The organism is Microvirga brassicacearum (assembly GCF_008757455.1).
Lineage (GTDB): Bacteria > Pseudomonadota > Alphaproteobacteria > Rhizobiales > Beijerinckiaceae > Microvirga > Microvirga brassicacearum.
The window spans coordinates 137,251-159,087 of the sequence record NZ_VCMV01000014.1; the positions used below are offsets into that span (position 1 = coordinate 137,251).

18 protein-coding genes and 1 other RNA gene are annotated in these 21,837 nt (G+C 61.9%); 6 read left to right on the top strand and 13 right to left on the bottom strand.

What is annotated here, in order from left to right; all coding sequences use genetic code 11:
- The 10 genes from murD to FEZ63_RS11430 all read right to left on the bottom strand — a co-directional run bounded on the left by murD (window position 1) and on the right by FEZ63_RS11430 (window position 10,452).
- On the bottom strand, window positions 1-1,383 hold the full coding sequence (gene murD, locus FEZ63_RS11385) for a UDP-N-acetylmuramoyl-L-alanine--D-glutamate ligase (protein WP_150944433.1): 1,383 nt from the start codon (window positions 1,381-1,383) through the stop codon (window positions 1-3).
- 4 nt (window positions 1,384-1,387) lie between these two features.
- Window positions 1,388-2,473, bottom strand: coding sequence for a phospho-N-acetylmuramoyl-pentapeptide-transferase (gene mraY / locus FEZ63_RS11390; RefSeq protein WP_150944435.1), 1,086 nt, complete (start codon window positions 2,471-2,473; stop codon window positions 1,388-1,390).
- 3 nt (window positions 2,474-2,476) lie between these two features.
- The gene (locus FEZ63_RS11395) at window positions 2,477-3,910 is read right to left on the bottom strand and encodes a UDP-N-acetylmuramoylalanyl-D-glutamyl-2,6-diaminopimelate--D-alanyl-D-alanine ligase (RefSeq protein WP_150944437.1); all 1,434 of its coding nucleotides are present in this window, start codon (window positions 3,908-3,910) and stop codon (window positions 2,477-2,479) included.
- Window positions 3,907-5,364, bottom strand: coding sequence for a UDP-N-acetylmuramoyl-L-alanyl-D-glutamate--2,6-diaminopimelate ligase (locus FEZ63_RS11400; RefSeq protein ID WP_150944439.1), 1,458 nt, complete (start codon window positions 5,362-5,364; stop codon window positions 3,907-3,909). Before FEZ63_RS11400 ends, FEZ63_RS11395 begins: the two co-directional genes overlap by 4 nt.
- On the bottom strand, window positions 5,364-7,133 hold the full coding sequence (locus FEZ63_RS11405) for a peptidoglycan D,D-transpeptidase FtsI family protein (RefSeq protein WP_150944441.1): 1,770 nt from the start codon (window positions 7,131-7,133) through the stop codon (window positions 5,364-5,366). Before FEZ63_RS11405 ends, FEZ63_RS11400 begins: the two co-directional genes overlap by 1 nt.
- Window positions 7,133-7,528, bottom strand: a complete 396-nt coding sequence (gene ftsL, locus FEZ63_RS11410) for a cell division protein FtsL (RefSeq protein ID WP_150944443.1) — start codon at window positions 7,526-7,528, stop codon at window positions 7,133-7,135. The genes FEZ63_RS11405 and ftsL overlap by 1 nt, the downstream gene beginning before the upstream one ends.
- Window positions 7,525-8,574 carry a 16S rRNA (cytosine(1402)-N(4))-methyltransferase RsmH gene (gene rsmH, locus FEZ63_RS11415; RefSeq protein WP_150944445.1) on the bottom strand — a complete coding sequence of 350 codons (1,050 nt, stop codon included), beginning with the start codon at window positions 8,572-8,574 and terminating at the stop codon, window positions 7,525-7,527. The genes ftsL and rsmH overlap by 4 nt, the downstream gene beginning before the upstream one ends.
- Window positions 8,571-9,068 (bottom strand): division/cell wall cluster transcriptional repressor MraZ, encoded by a 498-nt coding sequence (locus tag FEZ63_RS11420; protein ID WP_150944447.1) that lies wholly within the window; start codon window positions 9,066-9,068, stop codon window positions 8,571-8,573. The genes rsmH and FEZ63_RS11420 overlap by 4 nt, the downstream gene beginning before the upstream one ends.
- Before the next feature lie 328 nt (window positions 9,069-9,396).
- Window positions 9,397-9,787, bottom strand: an RNA gene (gene rnpB / locus FEZ63_RS11425) — RNase P RNA component class A.
- Window positions 9,788-9,831: 44 nt separating this feature from the next.
- Window positions 9,832-10,452 carry a lytic transglycosylase domain-containing protein gene (locus FEZ63_RS11430; protein WP_150944448.1) on the bottom strand — a complete coding sequence of 207 codons (621 nt, stop codon included), beginning with the start codon at window positions 10,450-10,452 and terminating at the stop codon, window positions 9,832-9,834.
- Between the two features lie 294 nt (window positions 10,453-10,746).
- On the opposite strand from FEZ63_RS11430, the gene FEZ63_RS11435 reads away from it, so the two are divergent.
- The 6 genes from FEZ63_RS11435 to FEZ63_RS11460 all read left to right on the top strand — a co-directional run bounded on the left by FEZ63_RS11435 (window position 10,747) and on the right by FEZ63_RS11460 (window position 16,060).
- Complete coding sequence (locus FEZ63_RS11435; RefSeq protein ID WP_150944450.1) at window positions 10,747-11,025, top strand: hypothetical protein; 279 nt, start codon at window positions 10,747-10,749, stop codon at window positions 11,023-11,025.
- A gap of 84 nt (window positions 11,026-11,109) precedes the next feature.
- A complete protein-coding gene (locus tag FEZ63_RS11440) occupies window positions 11,110-11,835 on the top strand; it encodes a molecular chaperone DjiA (RefSeq protein ID WP_150944453.1) in 726 nt (241 codons plus the stop codon).
- A 5-nt stretch (window positions 11,836-11,840) separates the two neighbouring features.
- Window positions 11,841-12,611, top strand: a complete 771-nt coding sequence (locus FEZ63_RS11445) for an N-acetylmuramoyl-L-alanine amidase (protein ID WP_150944455.1) — start codon at window positions 11,841-11,843, stop codon at window positions 12,609-12,611.
- Window positions 12,612-12,690: 79 nt separating this feature from the next.
- On the top strand, window positions 12,691-14,103 hold the full coding sequence (locus tag FEZ63_RS11450; protein WP_162419731.1) for an efflux RND transporter periplasmic adaptor subunit: 1,413 nt from the start codon (window positions 12,691-12,693) through the stop codon (window positions 14,101-14,103).
- A gap of 11 nt (window positions 14,104-14,114) precedes the next feature.
- Window positions 14,115-14,831, top strand: coding sequence for an ABC transporter ATP-binding protein (locus tag FEZ63_RS11455; RefSeq protein ID WP_150944460.1), 717 nt, complete (start codon window positions 14,115-14,117; stop codon window positions 14,829-14,831).
- A complete protein-coding gene (locus FEZ63_RS11460; RefSeq protein WP_150944462.1) occupies window positions 14,828-16,060 on the top strand; it encodes an ABC transporter permease in 1,233 nt (410 codons plus the stop codon). The genes FEZ63_RS11455 and FEZ63_RS11460 overlap by 4 nt, the downstream gene beginning before the upstream one ends.
- Before the next feature lies 1 nt (window position 16,061).
- On the opposite strand, the gene metH is transcribed toward FEZ63_RS11460, so the two are convergent.
- The 3 genes from metH to FEZ63_RS11475 form a co-directional block, all read right to left on the bottom strand.
- The gene (gene metH, locus FEZ63_RS11465; protein WP_150944464.1) at window positions 16,062-19,817 is read right to left on the bottom strand and encodes a methionine synthase; all 3,756 of its coding nucleotides are present in this window, start codon (window positions 19,815-19,817) and stop codon (window positions 16,062-16,064) included.
- Window positions 19,818-19,890: 73 nt separating this feature from the next.
- Entirely contained in the window at window positions 19,891-20,796 is a 906-nt protein-coding gene (gene metF, locus FEZ63_RS11470; protein ID WP_150944465.1) for a methylenetetrahydrofolate reductase [NAD(P)H], read from the bottom strand.
- Complete coding sequence (locus tag FEZ63_RS11475) at window positions 20,796-21,809, bottom strand: ArsR/SmtB family transcription factor (protein ID WP_201274149.1); 1,014 nt, start codon at window positions 21,807-21,809, stop codon at window positions 20,796-20,798. Before FEZ63_RS11475 ends, metF begins: the two co-directional genes overlap by 1 nt.
- Between the last annotated feature and the right edge of the window lie 28 nt (window positions 21,810-21,837).

Genomic DNA, 21,837 nt, shown 5'->3' on the forward strand with positions numbered 1-21,837 from the left:
TCAGGCTCCCATCGCCGGCTCAACGCCGGGCAAGGTTTTGACGAGTTCCCGGAAGTGGTTTCCGCGAACTTCGAAGTTCGGATATTGATCGAAGGATGCACTCGCCGGCGACAGCAGAACCACCGCCCGGCTCATTTCAGCCGTATCCTGTGCCGCCTGTTGGACGGCGCGATCGAGCGTACTGCAGAAGACGTGCGGAACGGCGCTGCCGAGCGTCGCTGCGTATTCGTCGGACGCCGCACCGATCAGATAGGCCTTGCGGACCTTCGCGAAGTACGGCGCCAGCGCCGTGATGCCGCCTTCCTTCGCCTTGCCGCCCAAAATCCAATAGATGTCGTCAAAGGATTTCAGCGCCTTCTCGGTTGAATCGGCATTGGTTGCCTTCGAATCGTTGATGAAGAGCACGTGGCCACGACGCGCGATTTCTTCCATGCGGTGAGCAAGACCAGGAAAGCTGCGTAAAGCGCGCGCGATCGTGACGGTATCGATTCCGGAAAACAGCGCGATGGCAACGGCAGCCGCAGCATTCTGCGCGTTATGATCGCCGCGCAAGGAGGCGATCCCCGCAAGATCGGCTATCGGAACGGTGCAGCCGTCCCGGTTGGCAAAGATCCGATGCGATTCGGCATAGATGCTGCCACGCTCATGATCGGAAAGTCCGACCCGCAGAACCTCGCCCTGGATATGCCCGACGGCAGAGCGAGTCAGGGCATCGTCAACCCCTATCACCACCTTGTCGGCTTTTGCGATCAGCCTTTCCTTGATGGCGGCATAGTTCTGTAGGGTGCCATGCCGGTCGAGATGGTCGGGTGAGATGTTGAGCAGCACGCCGATGGTGGGTGCAAGGGACGGTGTGAGATCGATCTGGAATGACGAGCACTCGATGACGTGAACACGCTCGTCCGAGGGAGGGGCGAGCGACAGAATGGCGGTTCCGATATTGCCGCCCATCTGCACGTCCTGACCGGCCTCGCGCAGGATGTGAGCAACGAGGGCCGTCGTGGTCGATTTGCCGTTTGTGCCGGTGATCGCAATGAAAGGCGCTTTGGGTGCGATCTTCGCCCGCTCACGGCAGAACAATTCGATATCGCCGATGATCTCGACGCCGGCGGCACGCGCGAGCGGCACCGACCAATGGGGCTGCGGATGGGTGAGCGGGACTCCCGGGGAAAGGATGAAGCTCGAGAAACGCGACCAATCCGCTTTGCGCAGATCGGCGATTTCGATGCCGTTTGCTTCCGCCTCGGCATTCTTTGCCGGGTTGTCGTCGCACGCCACCACCTGGGCGCCGCCCGCCTGCAATGCAAGCGCGGTCGCGAGGCCGGACCCTCCGAGCCCGAAAAGAGCGACCGTCTTGCCGGCGAAGATGGTGATTGGCGTCATCGGCTCACCGCAGCTTGAGGGTTGCAAGGCCGATGAGGGCGAGCACGACGGAAACGATCCAGAACCGGATGACCACCTGCGGCTCGGTCCAACCGAGTTGCTCGAAATGGTGATGGATCGGCGCCATCTTGAAGACGCGCTTGCCGGTTAGCTTGAAGGACGTGACCTGGATGATGACCGAGAAGATCTCCAGTACGAACAGCCCGCCGACGATGGCAAGAACGATCTCGTGCTTCGCCGCAACCGCGATGGTACCGAGGAGTCCCCCAAGCGCGAGCGAACCCGTGTCGCCCATGAAAATCTGGGCGGGCGGCGCGTTGAACCAGAGAAAGCCTAGGCCTGCTCCCATCAATGCGCCGCAGATAACCGCAAGTTCGCCGGTGCCGGGCACGAAATGGATCTGCAGGTAATTCGCGAAGACTGCATTGCCCGCCAGGTATGCGATGAAGCCGAAGGTCCCAGCAGCGATCATCACCGGAACGATGGCCAATCCGTCGAGGCCGTCGGTGATGTTGACGGCATTGCCCGCGCCTACGACCACGAACGCACCGAAGACGACATAGAACCAGCCAAGATTGAAAATGAGGTCCTTCGAGAATGGCAGCGCGAGTTTGTTCGCCAGCCCCGGCGTCCCCATGTAGGAAATCGCCATGCAGGCCAAGGCTGCGATCAACGCTTCGAGCGCGAGCCGCGAGCGGCCGGAGAATCCTTTGTGGGATTGCTTCGTCACCTTGAGAAAGTCGTCGTAGAAACCGATGGCACCGAAGCCGACGGTGACGAAAAGCACGACCCAGACGTAATGATTGGCAAGATTGGCCCAGAGCAGGGTCGAGACCAGCACCCCGGCGAGGATCATCAGGCCGCCCATGGTTGGTGTGCCGCGCTTCGTCAGCAGATGCGATGCGGGGCCGTCCTCGCGGATCGGTTGCCCCTTGCCTTGCTTCAGGCGCAGCATCGAGATGGTCCAGGGTCCGAACAGAAACACGAACAAAAGCCCGGTCGCAGTGGCGCCGCCGGTCCGAAACGTGATGTACCGGAAGATGTTGAGAGGGCTGAAATAGGGGCTGAGCTCAGCCAACCAGGTTAACATTCTCTATCCTTTCAGCGCTGTGGCCGAGTGGCTTGCGCCGTATTTTTCTTTGAGAGCTTTGACGACAAGGGCCATCTTCATGCTGAGCGACCCCTTCACCATCACGGCGTCGCCGGGGCGAATGGCAGCGCAAACCGCATCGACCAACTCGGCGGAAGAATCGACATGAACGGCCACTTTCGCCTTCGGCAGGCGCGCGACAAGATTTTCCATGAGCGGGCCGGCAGCGAAAAGAACATCGATCTGGTTCGTTTCGATCTCCGCCGCGAGTGCCTCATGCAGCGCAGGCCCCTCTTTGCCGAGTTCCTTCATGTCGCCCAGCACAGCGATGCGACGTCCTTTGCGATCGAGCTCGACCGCGCCGAGATTTGACAACGCGGCGCGCACCGAAGCCGGGTTGGCGTTGTAGCTCTCGTCGATCAACAGCGCATCAGCGTCACCAATGGACAGGATCGTGCGTTCTCCACGCCCGACGGGCGGCTTGAGATCACCGAAAGCAAGCGCGGCCAACGCAATGTCGATCCCCAGCGCGTGCGCCGCCGCCAGCACACTGAGCGAATTCAACGCGATATGACGCCCGGCAGTCCCGATGCGATAGACGAGCGGCTGACCAAAGATCCGCGCCTCGACCACAGAGGTATCCGGCTTGACGATAATCCGCTCGGCCCGGATATCGGCCGTCTCGTGCTCGCCGAAGGCGATAACGCGTCCTGCATTCGATGCGAGTGCGTGGGCGCGCAAGCGCTCGAAGTAGGCGTTATCGCGATTAAGCACGGCGACGCCGCCCGGTTCTATACCGGAGAAAATCTCGCCCTTGGCGTCGGCGATGCCCCACAGGGATGGAAAAAACTCGATATGCACCGGTTCAATAGTGGTGATGACGGCCACATGCGGGCGCACCATCGCGGTCAGGGGCAGAATCTCGTGGGCATGGTTCATGCCGATTTCGAAAATCCCGAACTCGGCTTCGCGCGGCATGCGCGACAGCGTCAGCGGCACGCCCCAATGGTTATTGTAGGACGCAACGGACGCGTGCGTTTTGCCCTGGCGCGAGAGCGCGATGCGCATCGCTTCCTTGGTGCCGGTCTTGCCGACAGAGCCGGTGATTGCGACGATCTTCGCCTTGCTGCGCGCCCGTGCGGCGATGCCGAGACGACGCATCGCTTCCAGAACGTCGGGCACGACGATCAGCCGGTCGGAGCTATTGAACAATGCAGCTTTGTCCGACGACACAATGGCGCCGGCCGCTCCTTTGTCGAGCGCACCTGCCACGAAGTCGTGCCCGTCATGCACGTCGCCGTTGATGGCGAAGTAAAGATCACCCGGCGCCAGGGTGCGCGTGTCGATGGAGGCTCCCGACGCCGTCACGACGCCGTTGCCGACGCGCCCACCGGTCGCCGCCTCGATTTCGGATCGCGTCCACAAAGGCCCGCTCATCCCGTTATCTCCGCGATGGCAGCCCGGACCTCGTCGTGATCCGAGAACGGAAGGGTGCGGTCGCCGATGATCTGGCCGGTTTCATGTCCCTTGCCGGCCACGACGAGAATGTCGCCAGGTTTCAAGTCGCGCACGGCATTCCGAATGGCGCGCGCGCGATCACCGATCTCGATCGCGCCCGGTGCAGCCTTCATGATGTCCGCACGGATGGCGGCCGGGTCCTCCGAGCGGGGGTTGTCATCGGTCACGATCACCACATCGGCTTTCTCGACGGCGATACGGCCCATCAGCGAACGCTTGCCCCTGTCCCGGTCGCCGCCGCAACCGAAGACGCAGACGAGGCGTCCGCTGGTGAAGGGGCGCAGCGCGTCCAGCACGTGCGCAAGCGCGTCCGGCTTATGCGCGTAGTCGACGATGCAGATGGCGCCGTTGACCTCGCCGACATTCTCGAGGCGGCCGACAACGCCTTTGAGACGGGACAACCCCTCCAGCACCTTCTGCGCCTGCCCCTCACCTTCAACCGCCAGAACAAGGCCGGCGGCGAGCAGCGCGTTCTCGACCTGAAATGCGCCCAGGAGCGGAATGGTCGTCTCATAGACGCGTCCGAACGCCTCGACCTTCAGTTTCTGACCGAATCCTTCGGGCTGCGTCTCCAGAAGCCTCAGCATGTCGCCCGCGCTACCGGTTGTCAGCAGCGTCAATCCACGGCGGCGAATTCCGGCGCGAAAGACGTCCGCATAGGGTCCGTCGGCGTTGACGATAGCCGGGGCGTCGGCCGGCAGCAGCGTGTCGAAGAGGCGCATCTTGGCAGCCGCATAGGATTCGGTGTTGCCATGGTAATCGAGGTGATCGCGCCCAAGATTGGTCACGCCGGCGGTTTTAAGTCGTACCGCATCGAGACGGCGCTGATCGATCCCGTGGGAGGATGCCTCCATGGCCAGATGGGTGACGCCATCTCGTGCCAGGCGATCAAGCGTCGCGTGGAGCGAAACGGGATCGGGGGTCGTGAGCGAACCGTAAGCGGTGCCGTCCGACGTGATGACTCCAAGCGTGCCCAAGCTTGCCGATTTGTGGCCCAGAAGAGCAAAAAGCTGCCTTACAAAATCGGCGACCGAACTTTTTCCGCTCGTCCCGGTCACCGCCACGATGGTGGCGGGCTGCTGCGGATGGAACTGCGACGCCGCGAAGGCCAGGGCACGACGGACGTCGGGTACGCGGACGTAAGGCAGGTCCGATGGGGCCTCGGCCTCGCCGACGATTGCGACAGCGCCGGCAGCGACCGCTTGTGAGGCGAAGGCCATGCCGTCGGCTTTCGTGCCCGGCACGGCAAAGAACACCGAACCGGGCGAAACCCTTCGGCTGTCGGATGTTATTCCTGAAACCGCCGCCGCCGCATGCGAGGACTGGCATGCCTCGCGGACCAGATCGCAAAGCGTGATCGTCTCGCCGGCCATCAGCGGGTCCCCCATGCGCCGAGACGCGACATGAGCGGGAAAGGCTGCGCTGGTGGCTCGAAGCGCGGCGGCACGCCGAGCAGCGGAGCCACACGCTCGATCACGTCGCCTGTGACGGGACCCGCATTCCAGCCCGCTGTGGAGAACCCGTATGTTCCGGGGACGGCCTGCGGCTCGTCCATGATCGTCAGGAACACATATTTGGGCTTGTCGGCAGGCAGGATTGCCGTGAAGGTCGTGAGATTCTTGTTTTTCGAGTAGCGGCCATTGATGACTTTCTCGGCCGTTCCGGTTTTGCCGCCGACGTAAAACCCCGCAATCGCCGCCGTCGAGGCAGAGCCCGCCGGGTTGGAGGCGTTGAGGCGCATGACATAGCGCATCGCCTCGCTGGTCTCAGGTTTGATCACCTGCAACGCACCTTCGCGCGCCGCCGCAGCATCACGCTTGAGGAATGTCGGGGTGATCAGCATGCCGCCATTCGACAGCGCACCCACCGCCATAAGGGCCTGAAGGGGTGCGACCGCGAGGCCGTGGCCGAAGGCGATCGTCATGGTGTTGAGTTCGCCCCAGCGTCCCGGCACGATCGGCTCGGCATTTTCCGGCAACTCTGTCTTGAGGCGCGTCAACTGACCCATCTTGCGCAGGAACGCCTTGTGCCCCTCGACGCCGACACCGAGCGCCATGCGGGCCGTACCGATGTTGGACGAGTGGATGAAGACCTCCGGGACGGTCAGAACGCGACGGGTCGGATGGTAATCGCCGATCGTAAAGCGGCCATAACGCAGGCCCGATCGCGCATCGAGCGACGAGTTGATGTTGAACTTACCTGAGTCCAGCGCCATCGCGGTGGTGAGCGCCTTAAAGGTGGAGCCCATTTCGAACACGCCGACATTGATGCGGTTGATGCGATCATCCTCCAGCGCATCGACGGGATTGTTGGGATCGTAATCCGGCAGCGAGACGAGCGCGATCATCTCGCCCGTGTTCACATCCATGATGGCGCCCGCGACCGCCTTGGCCTTGAATTTCGCCATGCCTTTTTGCAGCTCATCGCGCAATGCATGCTGAACACGCAGATCGATCGAGAGCTGCACCGGCTTCAGGTCCGCCGACGTGATGTTGAATCCTGCGCCGTTGAGATCTTGCAAACCTTGGCTGTCGATATATTTCTCGATCCCGGCGATGCCGATGTTGTCGACATTGGCAAATCCGAGAACGTGTGAGGCCGCTTCGGCGTTTGGGTAAATGCGCTTGTTCTCGGGCAGGAAGCCAACGCCGGGGATTCCAAGGTGATGGACCTCAGATTGCTGGCGCGGCGTGATTTCGCGCTTGACCCAGACGAAGCCCTTCTTGGTGCCGAGCTTGTTGCGCAGATCCGTCGCATCGAGATCCGGAAGTACCGCGGTGAGAAGTTCGACCGCCTCATCCTTGTCGATGATGTTGCGGGGTTCTGCGAAAACAGACACCATCTTGACGTCTGTCGCCAGAAGATCGCCGTTCCGATCGACAATGTCCGGACGGGCGGCAGAAATCTCCGAGGAGGTCACGCGCCGCATCTCGCTCGACGCGTCGCTCGTCATCGCAAGATAGACCAACCGTCCGCCAATGACGCAAAACAGCCCCGTGAAACAAATCGCCGCGAGACCGACGCGCGCCGTGCTCTTGTCGACGCGCATGCGAAACAGCTCGCGCACGTGGCCCAGGATGCCGCGTCGCGGAGCGGCCTTATTCCCGGTCAGATCGATTTCGGGCTGTGGGGTCAAGGACATTACCGTTTCGGAGTTTGCGTCGTCGGGGTACGGGCGTCGCTGGTCTTGTCTTTCGGCGTTGCGGTCGGCTCCAGCAAACCGAGCGCTTCGAGCTTGCGGCCGATTTCGTCTTCGCGGCTCGGCCGATTGGGCAGGTCCGAAAGCCGCGCGAGTTGCTGGGTTTTCATCGGCTGCAGATCGAGATGCTGATCGGCGGCCTCCTGCAACCTGTCAGGTCGGTCGAGATACTGCCACTCGGCCTGCAGGACGGCGATCGCGTCACGCTCGCGCTGAACCTTCGATTTCAGTTTCGCCACCTGCTCGACATAGAAGAGCGTCTCGTACTTGATCGAGTAAGCGTAGCCGGCCGACGCGATGAGTGCCGTGATGGCGATGAAATGCAGCAACCGTTTCATCGGCGCCCTCCCCGTTTCTCTGCCGTTTGCGGAAGTTCCGCCAGCATCATGATCGCGCTCAGCGGCTCCTGGGCCTCGGCCTCCGTGCGAGCGCCGGCCCGAAGCTTCGCAGAACGCGCGCGCGGATTGCGGGAGATCTCGAGATCGCCCGCAACGATCGGCCCGCGGGTGATCGCCTCGAACGTGGCCTCGGGCACAAATGTGGTCGGCATGTGGCGAGACCCGCCGGCTGCCCGCCCGGTGCGGGCGGCGAAGAACTGCTTGACGATCCGGTCTTCGAGCGAATGGAACGTCACAACGACGAGCCGTCCACCGGGATTGAGCGCCCGCTCGGCGGCGTGCAGGGCGCGCGCCAACTCGCCCAGTTCGTCGTTGACGGCGATCCTAAGGCCCTGAAATACCCGGGTCGCCGGGTGGATGCCGCCTGGCTCCTGCCAAATCAGCGATGCGACGAGTTCCGCCAACTGCTTCGTCGTCTCGAACGGCTGCCGGCGGCGGGCTTCGATCACAGCCCGAGCGACGGCGCGGGCACGACGTTCCTCGCCGTAATGATAGAAGATGTCGGCAAGTTCCGCTTCCGTCGACTCGTTGATGAGGTCGGCAGCGCTCGGCCCCACCCGCTCCATGCGCATGTCGAGCGGGCCGTCGTTGCGAAACGAGAAGCCCCGTTCGGCCTCGTCAAGCTGCATCGACGACACACCGATGTCGAGCACGACACCATCGACGCGCTCGAATCCCTCAGACATCGCAATGGTGTCGAGATCGCCGAACCGACCGGCCACAAGGGTGAGACGACGCTTTGCCTTTGCCACCAAGGCTGCACCGCCCGCGATCGCGTCGGGATCGCGATCGATGGCGATTACCGCGTTGCGGGGATTGCTGTCCAGGATGGCGCGCGTGTAACCGCCGGCGCCAAATGTGCCATCGATGAAAGTGCCGCCACGCTTGGCATCAAGCGTTTCGCAGACCTCTTCCAGGAGGACGGGGACATGACGGTTCGGTCCGCCAGCGGCTCCGGCTCCTGGGCCGTCGCCGCGTCCCATCATCGCTCCCGACCTCCTGGTGAGATTTCCTGCAATGTTCGTGGTTCCAACATTCGGGCTCCTAAAACCTTTTTTAGATCTCGCACCTTCGTGCGCGCCTCCTCCAAGTGCGCACGGAAGCGCGCGGGCTCCCAAATTTGAAACTTGTGTCCGAGCCCGACGAATGTCACGGCATCGTCGATTTCGGCGTGAACTTTTACTGACTCCGTCAGGATGACCCGCCCCTCCGGATCGACCTTCAGGATCTCGCTCGTGCCGAATAGAGCGGTCGATAGCTGATCCCGTTCGTCCGAATAGGGTGAGAGCGTCGACAAGAACGCGTCGATCTCGTTCAGGAGCACATTGCCACCCGCGTCCAACGCCGAAGAATCGAGCGCCGGATGCACGTAGAGGCCCTCGAATCCATCGCGTGCCAACACGGCACGAAAAGATGCGGGGATTGAGACCCGGCCCTTCGAATCCAACTTGTTGGTGAAATTGGACACGAAGCGATTCATGGGCCGCGGCTCGCGCACTCCTGGTTGTCAGCCCCACGGCGAACGCAACAGGTTCGCCGTGCCCTGCGGCTGGCGTGGACGCATCTTCTTGAAGGAACTGAACGGCGACGCTTGAGCGGCTGCCGCACCCTTCAGAGAACACCGTCCGCAGGATGGTTTGGGATAACATGGGATATTATGGGCGTCAACGGAGCTGGGCGGTTCGGGGCGCTTCTCGACAAGCAACCCGCATCAGAATCCTTTAGGGTTAATGAACCGTAAGCAGGACAATGGTTTACCTCGCCTTTTCGACGAAATTCCGCCTGTGGACAACGTGTTGATGAAAGAGAATGTCAGCCGGCCTGTAAGCCGGGTTTTGTAGGGCCCAGGCTTTCGACACCTGGGCGTGGCGACCATTCCTCTGGGACGGCCATTGCTGACCGCCTCGAGCAACCAACCCGAACGACGAGCCTGGAAGCGGGGCTTGGCGCGAACGCCTGTCGTTCCTATTCGGTCTTGCTCCCGGTGGGGTTTACCCTGCCGTGCGCATTGCTGCGTCCGCGGTGCGCTCTTACCGCACCCTTTCACCCTTACCCCCGAATCCGAGGACCCTGGGGCGGTTTGCTTTCTGTGGCACTTTCCCTGAGGTTTCCCTCGCCGGACGTTATCCGGCACCGTGCTTCCAAGGAGCCCGGACTTTCCTCCCCGGGTAAACCCGGAGCGGCCGCCCGGCCGGCTGACGGAGAGGATGTGGTGCCAAAGGTATGCCTACGTCAACCCAGGGCTAGTCAGCCTCGGCGAGAATTGTCTTCACCTTCGAGCAATAGATCCGTGAGGCATTGGTCATGGTCTGGGCCCGGTGGCCGGCCTGGTAGCGGAGGATGGCGCCACAAAGGTTTCCACCCGCAAGCTTGTAGGCCTGAGCCAGGTATTTGAGGCCATAGCGCAGGTTGGTTTCCGCATCGAAGAGCCCTGCGGCGTTTCCCGTGTAGCCGAGCGATTGCGCCGTGCGAAAATTCACCTGTGTCAGCCCGAGATTGGGCCCATTGCGGGCAGCCGCATTATAGCGGCTCTCGATCCTGACGACGGCGTCGGCCAGCTCATACGGCACATCGTGCTGAAGCGCATAACGGGCGATGAGCGGCCTGAGAGCGCTTGCGCGCAACACGTCCGAAGTCCGCGATTTGAAGGAGAGATTTGCGACCGCCGCTTTCGCCGGTCCGGCCGCCGTGGATGCGGTTTCTTCCGGCTCTGCGACTGTGGCTTGCGTTACCGCCGCAACGGCCTCCGGCGGGATTACGCTCGCTCCCTCACCACCTTCAGCCTTCGCCACGCTAATAAGCCCAAGTGCAGCGACACCAAAACCGGCGACAACCATCGTTCTCACAAAATGTTGCAAAGTCATGCTGGTTCCCCACGAGCCATTTCAGCCATCTCATGCTGGGTGGTGGCGAAATCCGGCGAAGATGTGGCGAAATAAAACGCAACGATATTAGAGAACGACGCTAGCTTAACAATAAAACCCTTGGAAATGCGGCAAAAACAGGCGGCTATAGCCTTCCGGTACCTCGCCAAAATTGTGCACGGCCGAGCCATCCTACGCGGAACCGTTTTGACGCAGAAGAGTTGGCGTCAGCGTAAGGTCAAGCTAAGTAGGGTTGGGCGTCTTCAGCCCTCTTAAAGATACAGGGAAGCTTCCATGAAAAAGATCATCACAGCGATTGCCGCTGGCGCGCTGACCCTCTCGATGGCTGCCTGCAATACGCCTGGCGAGCGAGCAGTCGGCGGTGCCGCGATTGGCGGTCTTGCGGGTGCCGCGATCGGTGGTGCAGCGACAGGCCGCGCGGGCGGTGCTCTGGCGGGTGCGGCCATAGGCGCTGCCGGTGGCGCGATCGTGGGTGCTGGAACGGCGCCTTCACGTCCTGCATGCCCCTACGGCACGTATCAGGATGTCTACGGCAACATCTACTGCCGCTAAACGCAACAACCCACGGGTTTTTAGGGTCGGGATCGTTCCCGGCCCTTTTCTTTTGCCTGGGGGCTGGCATACGTCTGAATCACAATGATTCAATCAATCTGGGGTAAGTTGGGCGGGGCCGGTATCGGGCTCGCGCTCGGAGGGCCGATCGGCGGCCTCCTCGGCGGCTTTGCTGGCCATATGCTGGTCGATCGCGAAGGTGCGATCTTTGGCCGGGTGCCTCGAGACGTCATGTTCACCATGGGCCTTGTCGCGCTTGCGGCCAAGATGGCGAAGGCGGACGGCGTGGTTGTCGAAACCGAGATCGCCGCCTTCGAACAAATCGTGGACGTCCCTGACGAGGAAAAAGATCGCGTCCGGCGCTTGTTCGACCTCGCCATGAAAACGTCGGATGGTTTCGAAGCCTACGCCCAACAGATCGGCGAAGCGTTCGCGGACGAGCCGGCGCTTCTCGAGGACGTGCTGGACGGCCTGTTCCACATCGCGAAAGCGGACGAGGCCATCCACGAGGCCGAATACGTATATCTGCGGGATGTCGCCACCATCTTCGGGTTCGACCAGTCCGCCTTTGAGCGCATCGCCGCGCGGCACGTGCAAAAGGCAGACGATCCCTACCTGATCCTCGCCGCGGAACGTTCCATGAGCAACGAAGAACTGAAGCGCCGTTACCGGCAAATGGCAGCCGATAATCACCCGGACCGGGAACTCGCTCGCGGCCTGCCGCCGGAAGCGGTCAAGATCGCCACCGAGCGCCTCTCGGCAATCAACGCCGCGTGGGATCGCATCGCCGCCGAACGCAACATCCTGTGATCGGCGTGAGTAAGGTCCTGCAGCCAGAAAGCCCGGTCGCCACGAAGGTTTTTCCGTCGGCCAACCATGGGGAGCGGAAAGACGGCAAGCAGCCCACTCTTCTCATCCTGCATTACACCGGTATGGCGGATTCCGGCGAAGCACTGCAATGGCTGGCCAATCCGATCTCTCAGGTGTCGGCGCATTATTTCGTGTTCGAGGACGGGCGGGTTCTCCAGATGGTGCCGGAAGCGCGCCGCGCCTGGCATGCCGGCTTGTCGTTCTGGAACGGTGAAACCGACATCAATTCATTGTCCATCGGCATTGAAATCGCCAATCCGGGACATCCAGGCGGGCTGCCGGCTTTCCCGGACGATCAGATCCGAAGCGTAGCGGCGCTGGCGAAGGATATCGCCACGCGCTGGCGCATTGCGCCGGACCGGGTGCTCGGACATTCCGATGTCGCGCCCGGACGCAAGCTCGATCCGGGGGAAGCATTCCCATGGCAACGCCTGTACGAGGAAGGCGTGGGCCATTGGGTTGTGCCCTCCCCCGTCCGCGACGGCCGGTTTTTTGCGCGAGGCGACCGGGGAATGCCGGTCGAGGCGCTCCAGGCCATGTTGGCGATGTACGGCTATTCGGCCCGCATCACCGGGCTGTTCGATGAGGACACGGAGAAGACGGTCGCAGCGTTCCAGCGCCATTTCAGACCCGAGCGGGTCGATGGAGTCGCCGACGCCTCGACAATCACGACGCTGCGAGACCTGATCGCCCGCCGCCCGGAAACCCCATCATGACCAAGAGTTAACTCGAACTCGGCGGCGTTTTCAGCCACAATCCTGTTGCATGAACATCATGCATCGAGGGATCGATAGCTTGCGCAAAACGTGGCTGTGGCTGATTGGCGTTCTGGCAGTTTGCGGAACAGCGGCCTTCATTTTCTGGACTTCCGCCGGCGGCAGGGCATCGGACCCGGCCTTTCGGTTGGCTGCCATCGATCGCGGCGATCTGACTGCAAGCGTCCGCGCCACCGGGACGCTGAACCCCCTGACGACCGTCCTCGTCGGTTCGCAGCTCTCCGGCCAGGTGGTGGAAATTCTCGCGGACTACAACACACCAGTCAAACAGGGTCAGATCGTCGCCAGATTGTTCTCCGAGCAGATCAGGTCTCGCCGCGATGCCGCGCTTGCAGACCTTGCGCAGGCGAGAGCCGAACGCGACACCAAGAGCGCGCAGATCGACAAAGCGAGGTCTGCGCTGCAACGTGCCGAGGCGATTGCCGACGACCTGATGGCACAGAAGGATCGCGCCCAGGCGCAACTCGAAGAAGCGCAAAGAAATTTCGATCGTCAGACAGAGCTGCTGGCGCGAGCCGTCGGTGCTCAGAACACGCTCGACCAAACAAGAACTCAGCTCGACATCCATAAGGCAGTGCTGGTTTCTGCAAAGGCGCAGATCGCATCCAACCGGGCCGAAGCGTCGGGCTTGAGAGCTGATATCGCGCTTGCGGAGGCAGCGGTGAAATCAGCCGAGGCGCTCATTCTGCAGCGCGAGGCGAAATTGCGAGATGTGGAAATTGATCTTGCGCGCACGGACATTCGCTCGCCGGTCGATGGCGTGGTGGTCAAGCGCGACATCGATCTTGGTCAGACGGTGGCGGCTTCCTTGTCGGCCCCTACCCTCTTCACGATCGCGCAGGACCTGCGGGAGATCGATATCTACGCGAATATCGACGAAGCGGATGTGGGGCGGATCAAACCCGACCAGCCGGTCAGTTTCACCGTCAACGCTTATCCGAACCGCAATTTCAGCGGCACCGTACGGCTCGTCCGCCTCAGCGCGCAAACCGTGCAGAACGTCGTGACCTATACGGCCGTGATCGGCGTCAAGAACCAGGACCTTGCGCTGCTGCCGGGCATGACCGCCAACCTTCAGATCATCACCGACGAGCGCACGGACGTGCTTCGGATTCCCAACGCGGCCTTGCGCTTTCGACCGCTCGTTGCGCGGAGTTCAGGGCGCGCGGAGCCAACGAACAAGGAGAGCAGATCCCTGACGGACGAGGGCAGCGGTACGGAAGCGCGCGTCTACCGGATCGGCCCGGACGGAGAACCTACGCCGGTGCACATTCGCCTTGGTGTCACGGATGGAAGTTTCACTGAACTTCTGAGTGGGGATTTGCGCGAAGGCGCTGCGATCATCGCCGGCCGCGCACCGCAGGATGGATCGTCCCCCGATGCCGACAACCCGCGAGCGGGCTCCCGCCCGCGCGCTCCTCGCCTGTTTTGAGGCCGCGCACAATGGCACTGATCGAAACGCGCGGATTGAGACGGGTTTACAATCTGGACGCCGGTCGCGTCGTCGCCCTCGACCATGTCGATCTTGACGTCGAAAATGGCGATTTCCTCGCCGTCATGGGACCTTCCGGATCCGGAAAGTCCACCTTCATGAATCTCGTCGGTTGCCTCGATCGGCCCACCAGCGGCCACTACAGCCTTGGCGGCACGACGGTCGAGCGTCTCGATGCGAACGGACTTGCGCATCTGCGCAACCGCGAGATCGGCTTCGTCTTTCAGCAATTCAATCTCTTGCCGCGCCTTGACGCGCTCGCGAATGTTGAACTGCCAATGATCTATGCCGGCATCGACCGCAAGCATCGCCGTGAACGCGCGATCCACGCGCTTGAACGGGTCGGCCTCACAGACCGCGCGCGCCATCGGCCCATGCAATTGTCGGGCGGGCAACAACAACGGGTCGCGATTGCTCGGGCGCTCGTGAACAATCCCAGCCTCCTTCTCGCCGATGAACCTACGGGCGCGCTGGACAGCAAGACGGCCGAGGAAATTCTGGGATTGTTTCAGGAACTGAATCGCGAAGGCACGACGGTCGTTCTGGTGACGCACGACGCGGATGTCGGTCGCCATGCCGGTCGTCTCGTGCGCTTCAAGGACGGGCGCGTGACGGAGGATTCTCGCCAGACGCCTGTCCTCGTGCCACTTGCCGAGGCGGCGGAATGAGGTTCATCGAGGCGATCAGGTCCGCGCTTGGGGCCATCATGACGAATACACTGCGAAGCTTGCTCACCATGCTCGGCATCGTCATTGGAGTTGCGGCCGTGATCGCCATGGTGGCGATCGGTGCCGGCGCCCGCAATCTGGTTGACAGCCAAATCCGGTCGCTGGGGGCGAACCTCGCCATCGTCACTCCCGGCAATGTGACCCAAGGAGGGGCGCGGCTCGGTGCGGGCGCCGCCTCCTCGCTTACCGATGACGACGCACAGGCCATGCGGCGCGAGGTCGATGGTGTCGTCGCGGCGGCCCCTTTCGTCCAAGGCCTCACACAGGTCGTCTCGGGTGGCAGCAACTGGGCCACCCGCATCTATGGCATCGATCTCGACTGGTTCGATGCACGCGAGTGGGATGTCGCGAGCGGCCGGGGGTTCGATGCTGAAGAAATTCGGCGCGGTGACATCGTCGTGATCCTCGGAGAGACCGTCGCCCGCAACCTCTTCGGCGAGGAAGATCCGATCGACCGCACCGTGCGCGTCCGGAACGTGCCGTTCCGGGTCATCGGCGTGATGGCCCCAAAGGGGCAGTCCGCGTTCGGGCAAGATCAGGATGATGTGATCTTCGTTCCCCTCGACGCGGGCAGACGTCGCGTGATCGGGCGCAACTATGCGCGAGATGGGTCCGTTGGCTCCATCTTCGTCAAATTCGCCAACGAGGAGGATATCGAGCCCGGCATCGCCCTTATGACCGACCTGTTGCGGCAACGGCATCGCATCACCGGCGATCAGGAGAACGATTTTTCGATCCGCAACCTGACGGAAATCGCCAATACCGCCACGGCCTCCGCCAACACCTTGTCGTTGCTTCTCGCCGCGGTTGCCGCTGTTTCCCTGCTGGTCGGCGGCATCGGCATCATGAACATCATGCTTGTGTCGGTGACCGAGCGGACGCGCGAGATCGGGTTGCGCCTCGCCGTAGGTGCGCGCCCGCGCGACATCCTCAGCCAATTCCTCATCGAAGCCACGACCCTGTCGACGATCGGTGGCATGATCGGCGTGGGGTTGGGCGTAGGCGCGGCCTATTTCGTCGCCAGTCTTGCGGGATGGCCGTCGCTCGTTTCGATGAACGCGGTTCTCGTCGCAGTCGGATTTTCCGCGATGGTCGGCATTTTCTTCGGTTTCTACCCCGCCCAGCGCGCGGCGCGCCTCGATCCCATCGAGGCGCTGCGGCGCGATTAGATTATTCGGCAGCGATGATGTTGTACGAAGCCGGATCATAATTGAGGATAGGCGCGAGCCAACGCTCCGCTTCGGCGATGCTCATGCCCTTGCGCCGGGCATAATCCTCGGCCTGATCGCGTTCCACTTTCGCAACGCCGAAATAGTAGGAATCCGGGTGCGACAGGTAGAGGCCTGACACCGAGGAACCGGGCCACATGGCAAATGATTCCGTCAGCGTCACGCCGATGCTCTTCTCCGCGCCGAGAAGCTGGAACAAAGTTCCTTTTTCCGTATGGTCGGGTTGCGCCGGATAGCCGGGCGCCGGCCGGATGCCGTCATATTCCTCGCGGACGAGGTCCTCGTTGGTCAGCGTTTCATTGGGTGCGTAGCCCCAGAATTCCTGGCGCACGCGCTGGTGCATCCGCTCGGCAAATGCCTCCGCAATACGATCGGCCAGCGCCTTCACGAGAATCGAACGGTAATCATCATTGGCGCGTTCGAACTTCTCGGCGATACGAACCTCTTCGATGCCGGAGGTCACGACGAAGCCGCCGATATAGTCGGCTTTCCCACTCTCCAACGGTGCCACGAAATCCGACAGGCACAGGCTCGGCTTGCCATCGCGCTTCAGGAGTTGCTGCCGCAAGCCGTGGAAGGCCGCGAGCTGCTGCTGCCGGCTCTCGCCCGTATAGAGGTGAATGTCGTCGCCGACCGAGTTTGCGGGCCAGAAGCCGATCACGGCTTTCGGGTTGAACCAGCGTTCCTCGACGAGTTGCCTCAACATGCCTTGCGCGTCTTCGAAGAGTTGCCGCGCGACCTCACCCTGTTCAGGATCGTTGAGAATTGCCGGGTAGCGCCCTCGCAGTTCCCATGTCTGGAAGAACGGTGTCCAATCAATATATGGTACCAGTTCACCGACATCGTAGCTGCGGAAGACGCGCGCTCCCGTGAAGGTCGGTTTCGGTGGCTGATAAGACGCCCAGTCAATCTTGAACTTGTTGGCGCGCGCCTTTTCAAGCGGCATGCGCTGCTTGTCCAGTTCTGAACGAGCATGAGCATCCGCAACCTTGCGATATTCCGCCTGGATGGTGCTGACATACTCGTCCTTCATGTCATTCGACAGAAGGGACGAGACGACACCGACGGCCCGGCTCGCATCATTCACGTAGACGGCCTGGCCCTTGCGATAATTGGGATGGATCTTCACGGCTGTGTGCACGCGGCTCGTCGTGGCGCCACCGATCAGCAAGGGAATGTCGAACCCCTCGCGTTCCATCTCGCTGGCAACATTCGCCATCTCCTCCAGAGATGGCGTAATGAGACCGGAGAGGCCGATGATGTCGACGTTTTCGCGGCGCGCGGTTTCAAGAATTTTCTGCGCCGACACCATGACTCCGAGGTCGATGACCTCGTAGTTATTGCAGGCGAGAACCACGCCGACGATGTTCTTGCCGATATCGTGCACGTCTCCCTTGACGGTAGCCATCAGAATCTTGCCGGCAGTGGAGCGGCTGGTATCGCCGAGGCGCGCCTTCTCCTCTTCCATGTAGGGCATCAGATAGGCAACGGCCTGTTTCATCACGCGCGCGGATTTAACGACCTGTGGCAGGAACATCTTTCCCGCGCCGAAAAGGTCGCCGACCACGTTCATGCCCGCCATCAGCGGACCCTCGATCACGTGGAGGGGGCGCTCTGCCGCTGCGCGCGCCTCTTCGGTATCCCGTTCGATGAACTCGGTGATGCCATTGACGAGAGCATGCTCAAGCCGCTTTGCGACCGGCCAGCTCCGCCATTCCAGGTCAGCCATCTTGACGGGACCGCTCCCGTCGCCCTTGAAACGCGCAGCCGCCTCGAGCAGGCGCTCGGTCGCATCGTCGCGGCGGTTGAGGACGACATCCTCGCAGAGTTCGCGCAACTCCGGATCGATCTGCTCGTAAACCGCGAGTTGTCCCGCGTTGACGATGCCCATATCCATACCGGCCTTGATGGCGTGGTACAGGAAGACCGAATGCATCGCCTCGCGCACGGGTTCGTTGCCGCGAAACGAGAACGACAGGTTCGAGACGCCGCCCGAGATGTGAACATGCGGGAGTGTTTCGCAAATGATGCGGGCGCCCTCGATAAAGGCGACGCCGTAGCCGTTATGCTCCTCGATGCCGGTTGCCACCGCGAAGACATTCGGATCGAAGATGATGTCCTCGGGCGGAAAGCCAATTTCTTCGGTCAGGAGTTTGTAGGCCTTCGTGCAGATCTCGACCTTGCGTTCGAGAGTGTCGGCCTGACCGAGTTCATCGAACGCCATCACGACGATGGCAGCGCCATAGGCACGACAGATTCTCGCCTGTTCGAGAAACGCTTCCTCGCCCTCTTTCATCGAGATCGAGTTGACGACCGGCTTGCCTTGAATGCATTTCAGGCCCTCCTCGATGATGTGGAACTTGGATGAATCCACCATGATCGGGACGCGGGCGATATCCGGCTCCGTGGCAACCAGATTCAGGAACTCGACCATCGCTTTCTGCGAGTCGAGAAGTCCCTCGTCCATGTTGATGTCGATGATCTGCGCGCCGTTCGCCACCTGATCGCGCGCCACGTCGAGCGCTGCCTGGAAATCACCGTTGGTGATGAGCTTGCGGAATTTCGCGGAGCCCGTGACGTTGGTCCGTTCGCCCACGTTCACGAAGGTGATTTCGGGCGTGAGCGTGAAGGGCTCAAGTCCCGACAGGCGCATCAAGGGCTTGACGGTGGGCACGCGACGCGGCGCCTTGCCCGCAACCGCATCGGCGATGGCGCGGATGTGATCCGGTGTCGTACCGCAGCATCCCCCCACGACATTGACGAGCCCCGCATCGGCAAACTCTGCGAGCATGGTGGCGGTCGCCTCCGGGCGCTCGTCATAGAGGCCAAACTCGTTCGGGAGGCCGGCATTCGGATAGGCGCAGACGAGGGTATCCGCAGCCTTGGCGATTTCCTGAATATGCGCCCGCATCTCTCTTGCACCGAGGGCACAATTGAGCCCGACCGAGAACGGGTCGGCGTGGCGCACGGAATGCCAGAAAGCGGTTGGCGTTTGTCCCGACAAGGTGCGGCCGGACAAATCGGTGATCGTACCGGAGATCATGATCGGCAGCTTCACGCCCCGGTCGGCGAAGACCTGCTGAATCGCAACGATTGCCGCCTTGGCGTTCAGCGTGTCGAAGATCGTCTCGATGAGGATGATTTCCGACCCGCCGTCAACGAGGCCCCGCACCTGTTCGGCATAAGAATCGCGGACCTGGTCGAAGGTCACGGCGCGAAAGCCTGGATTGTTGACGTCGGGCGATATCGAAAGCGTTCGGTTGGTGGGTCCAATGGCGCCGGCGACGAAGCGACGGCGGCCGTCCTGCTTCTGCGCGATCAAGGCAGCCTCGCGCGCAAGACGTGCGCCGTCGCGGTTCAGTTCGTAGACGAGTTCTTCCATGCCATAATCGGCCTGCGCGATCGATGTGCCCGAGAACGTATTGGTCTCGACGATATCGGCACCGGCCAGGAAGTAGCTCAGATGAACGTCGCGTACGGCGTCCGGCTGCGTGAGAATGAGCAGATCATTGTTGCCCTTGACGTCCTGTCCCCAGTCCCTGAAGCGCTCACCGCGGAAATCCTCTTCGGAGAAGCGGGATCGCTGCAACTCGGTTCCCATCGCGCCATCCAGAACGAGGATGCGTTTTGCGGCGATCTCGCGGAGCGCCCGCACGACTTCGGGACCATTGGCCGGGGAAGGAATTGACGTCGTCATCTCTTTTTTCTTTCGTCGTGACCGGGACCGAGCCAGCCACTTCAGGTCTTCGTGCGCTTGCGAGCCGAGCGCTCTAGGCAGCAACCTTGTCGGCCTGTCCGCGTAGACCCAGCAGGCGGCAGATCGCATAGACGAGATCGGCGCGGTTCATGGTGTAGAAGTGGAATTCGTTCACCCCTCTGTCGACGAGGTCGATGACCTGCTCGGCAGCAACAGCCGCGGCGATCAGTTTTCGTGTTTCCACATCCCCATCCAGGCCGTCAAATCGTGCAGCCAGCCACGCGGGAATGCTCGCTCCGGTTTTGGCGGCAAAATTCGCCGTCTGCTTGAAATTCTGGACCGGCACGATGCCCGGAACGATCGGGATGTTGATGCCGCGCGCGCGGACGCGGTCAAGATAGCGGAAATAATGCTCGTTATCGAAGAAGAACTGGGTGATCGCGCGGTCAGCGCCGCAATCGACCTTCGCCTGCAACTCGTCGATATCGGCCTCCAATGAGGCCGCCTCCGGATGCTTTTCCGGATAGGCAGAAACCGAAACCTCGAAATCCCCCACCGCCTTGATGCCGCGGACGAGATCGCAGGTCCTGCGATAACCTTGTGGGTGCGGCGCATAAGCCGTCCCTAGCCCACCGACAGGATCGCCACGCAGCGCTACCACGTGCCGGACTCCGGCCTCCCAATAGGCACTGATTACCCCGTCGACTTCTTCCTTGGTCGCATCAACGCAGGTCAGATGCGCGGCGGGGTTCAGATGCGTCTCGCGAACAAGGCGTGAGACGGTTGCGTGGGTCCGCTCGCGCGTCGAACCGCCGGCCCCATAGGTGACCGACACGAATTGCGGCTGCAAAGGCGCCAGGCGCTCGATCGACGACCACAGAGTGGCTTCCATCTCAGGTGTCTTCGGCGGGAAGAACTCGAACGAAACCTTGATCGGGCAGGAAGCCTGGCGGCTCGGGCGGAGTGTCAGCGGCGACATCAGGCAACCTCTCTGTCGGCTTCGATCGCGGGCCAATCCGTGACGACACGGCGGTCCTGGCCGAGCCAGAGTGAAACAATCAATTGGCCTTCGCCTTTTTCGGGCGGGGCGATCTGGCGATTGGCGACGCAATCCAGCCCGGCATCCTCAAGCCAGCCTGCGATCTGTTCCGAGGCGAAACCGAGGCGGCGGTGCGCCTGTGCTTCCCTGAGGAATTCGAGGCCATGAGGCGCGAAATCCACCACAAGGATGCGTCCGCCGGGGGCAACAAGACGGGCCGCTTCGCGAATGGCACGGGCAGGATCATCAAGGTAGTGCAGGACCTGATGGATGATGACGAGATCGAATGTGTTGCGCGGGAAAGGGGGAGCGTAAATGTCGCCTTGGCGCAACTCGATCCGCGATAGGCCGGCGTTTTCGAGATTTGCTCGCGCCACCGACAACATCGCGTGGCTCGCATCCAGCCCTACGGTTCGGGACGCGCGTGGTGCCAGCAATTGCAGCATCCGGCCAGTGCCGGTGCCGAGGTCCAGCAGGTTCACGATCGGCTTGTCGCCCAACGCCTCCAACACCGAGTCTTCCACCACGTGCTCGGGAGCATGGAGGGACCGCAACCGATCCCATTCGGGCGCGAGGCGTGAGAAGAAAGCTTGCGCAGCGTGGGAACGTTGTGCACGCACGGCTTCGAGACGGGTGCGATCATCGAGAAGGAGGGGATCCGAGCGGTTGAGACCGTCCAGCATCGGGCGCAATGTACGGGCGGCCGCACCGCGATCGGTCAGCCGGAAGAAGGCCCACGCGCCCTCGCGATGACGCTCCACCAGGCCGGCTTCCGCCAAGAGTTTGAGGTGACGCGAAATGCGAGGTTGGGATTGCCCCAGGATATCGGTCAGATCGGAAACGGAGAGCTCTCCATCCGCCAGCAAGGCCAGAATGCGCAGGCGCGTCTCCTCCGCGGCAGCCCGCAGGATGCTCAACGTCAGATCCAGAGATGGTGCGGCGCTGCTGGGCACGGCGAAATTCACTCTCACATATAAAGAT

Excerpts from the sequence above, each read along its gene's own strand:
- metH (WP_150944464.1), bottom strand. The coding sequence starts at position 19,817 with ATGACGACGTCAATTCCTTCCCCGGCCAATGGTCCCGAAGTCGTGCGG.
- FEZ63_RS11435 (WP_150944450.1), top strand. The coding sequence starts at position 10,747 with ATGAAAAAGATCATCACAGCGATTGCCGCTGGCGCGCTGACCCTCTCG.
- murD (WP_150944433.1), bottom strand. The coding sequence starts at position 1,383 with ATGACGCCAATCACCATCTTCGCCGGCAAGACGGTCGCTCTTTTCGGG.
- FEZ63_RS11395 (WP_150944437.1), bottom strand. The coding sequence starts at position 3,910 with ATGAGCGGGCCTTTGTGGACGCGATCCGAAATCGAGGCGGCGACCGGT.
- FEZ63_RS11460 (WP_150944462.1), top strand. The coding sequence starts at position 14,828 with ATGAGGTTCATCGAGGCGATCAGGTCCGCGCTTGGGGCCATCATGACG.
- FEZ63_RS11420 (WP_150944447.1), bottom strand. The coding sequence starts at position 9,068 with ATGAATCGCTTCGTGTCCAATTTCACCAACAAGTTGGATTCGAAGGGC.
- rsmH (WP_150944445.1), bottom strand. The coding sequence starts at position 8,574 with ATGATGGGACGCGGCGACGGCCCAGGAGCCGGAGCCGCTGGCGGACCG.
- ftsL (WP_150944443.1), bottom strand. The coding sequence starts at position 7,528 with ATGAAACGGTTGCTGCATTTCATCGCCATCACGGCACTCATCGCGTCG.
- FEZ63_RS11440 (WP_150944453.1), top strand. The coding sequence starts at position 11,110 with ATGATTCAATCAATCTGGGGTAAGTTGGGCGGGGCCGGTATCGGGCTC.
- FEZ63_RS11405 (WP_150944441.1), bottom strand. The coding sequence starts at position 7,133 with ATGTCCTTGACCCCACAGCCCGAAATCGATCTGACCGGGAATAAGGCC.
- FEZ63_RS11455 (WP_150944460.1), top strand. The coding sequence starts at position 14,115 with ATGGCACTGATCGAAACGCGCGGATTGAGACGGGTTTACAATCTGGAC.
- metF (WP_150944465.1), bottom strand. The coding sequence starts at position 20,796 with ATGTCGCCGCTGACACTCCGCCCGAGCCGCCAGGCTTCCTGCCCGATC.
- FEZ63_RS11430 (WP_150944448.1), bottom strand. The coding sequence starts at position 10,452 with ATGACTTTGCAACATTTTGTGAGAACGATGGTTGTCGCCGGTTTTGGT.
- FEZ63_RS11400 (WP_150944439.1), bottom strand. The coding sequence starts at position 5,364 with ATGGCCGGCGAGACGATCACGCTTTGCGATCTGGTCCGCGAGGCATGC.
- mraY (WP_150944435.1), bottom strand. The coding sequence starts at position 2,473 with ATGTTAACCTGGTTGGCTGAGCTCAGCCCCTATTTCAGCCCTCTCAAC.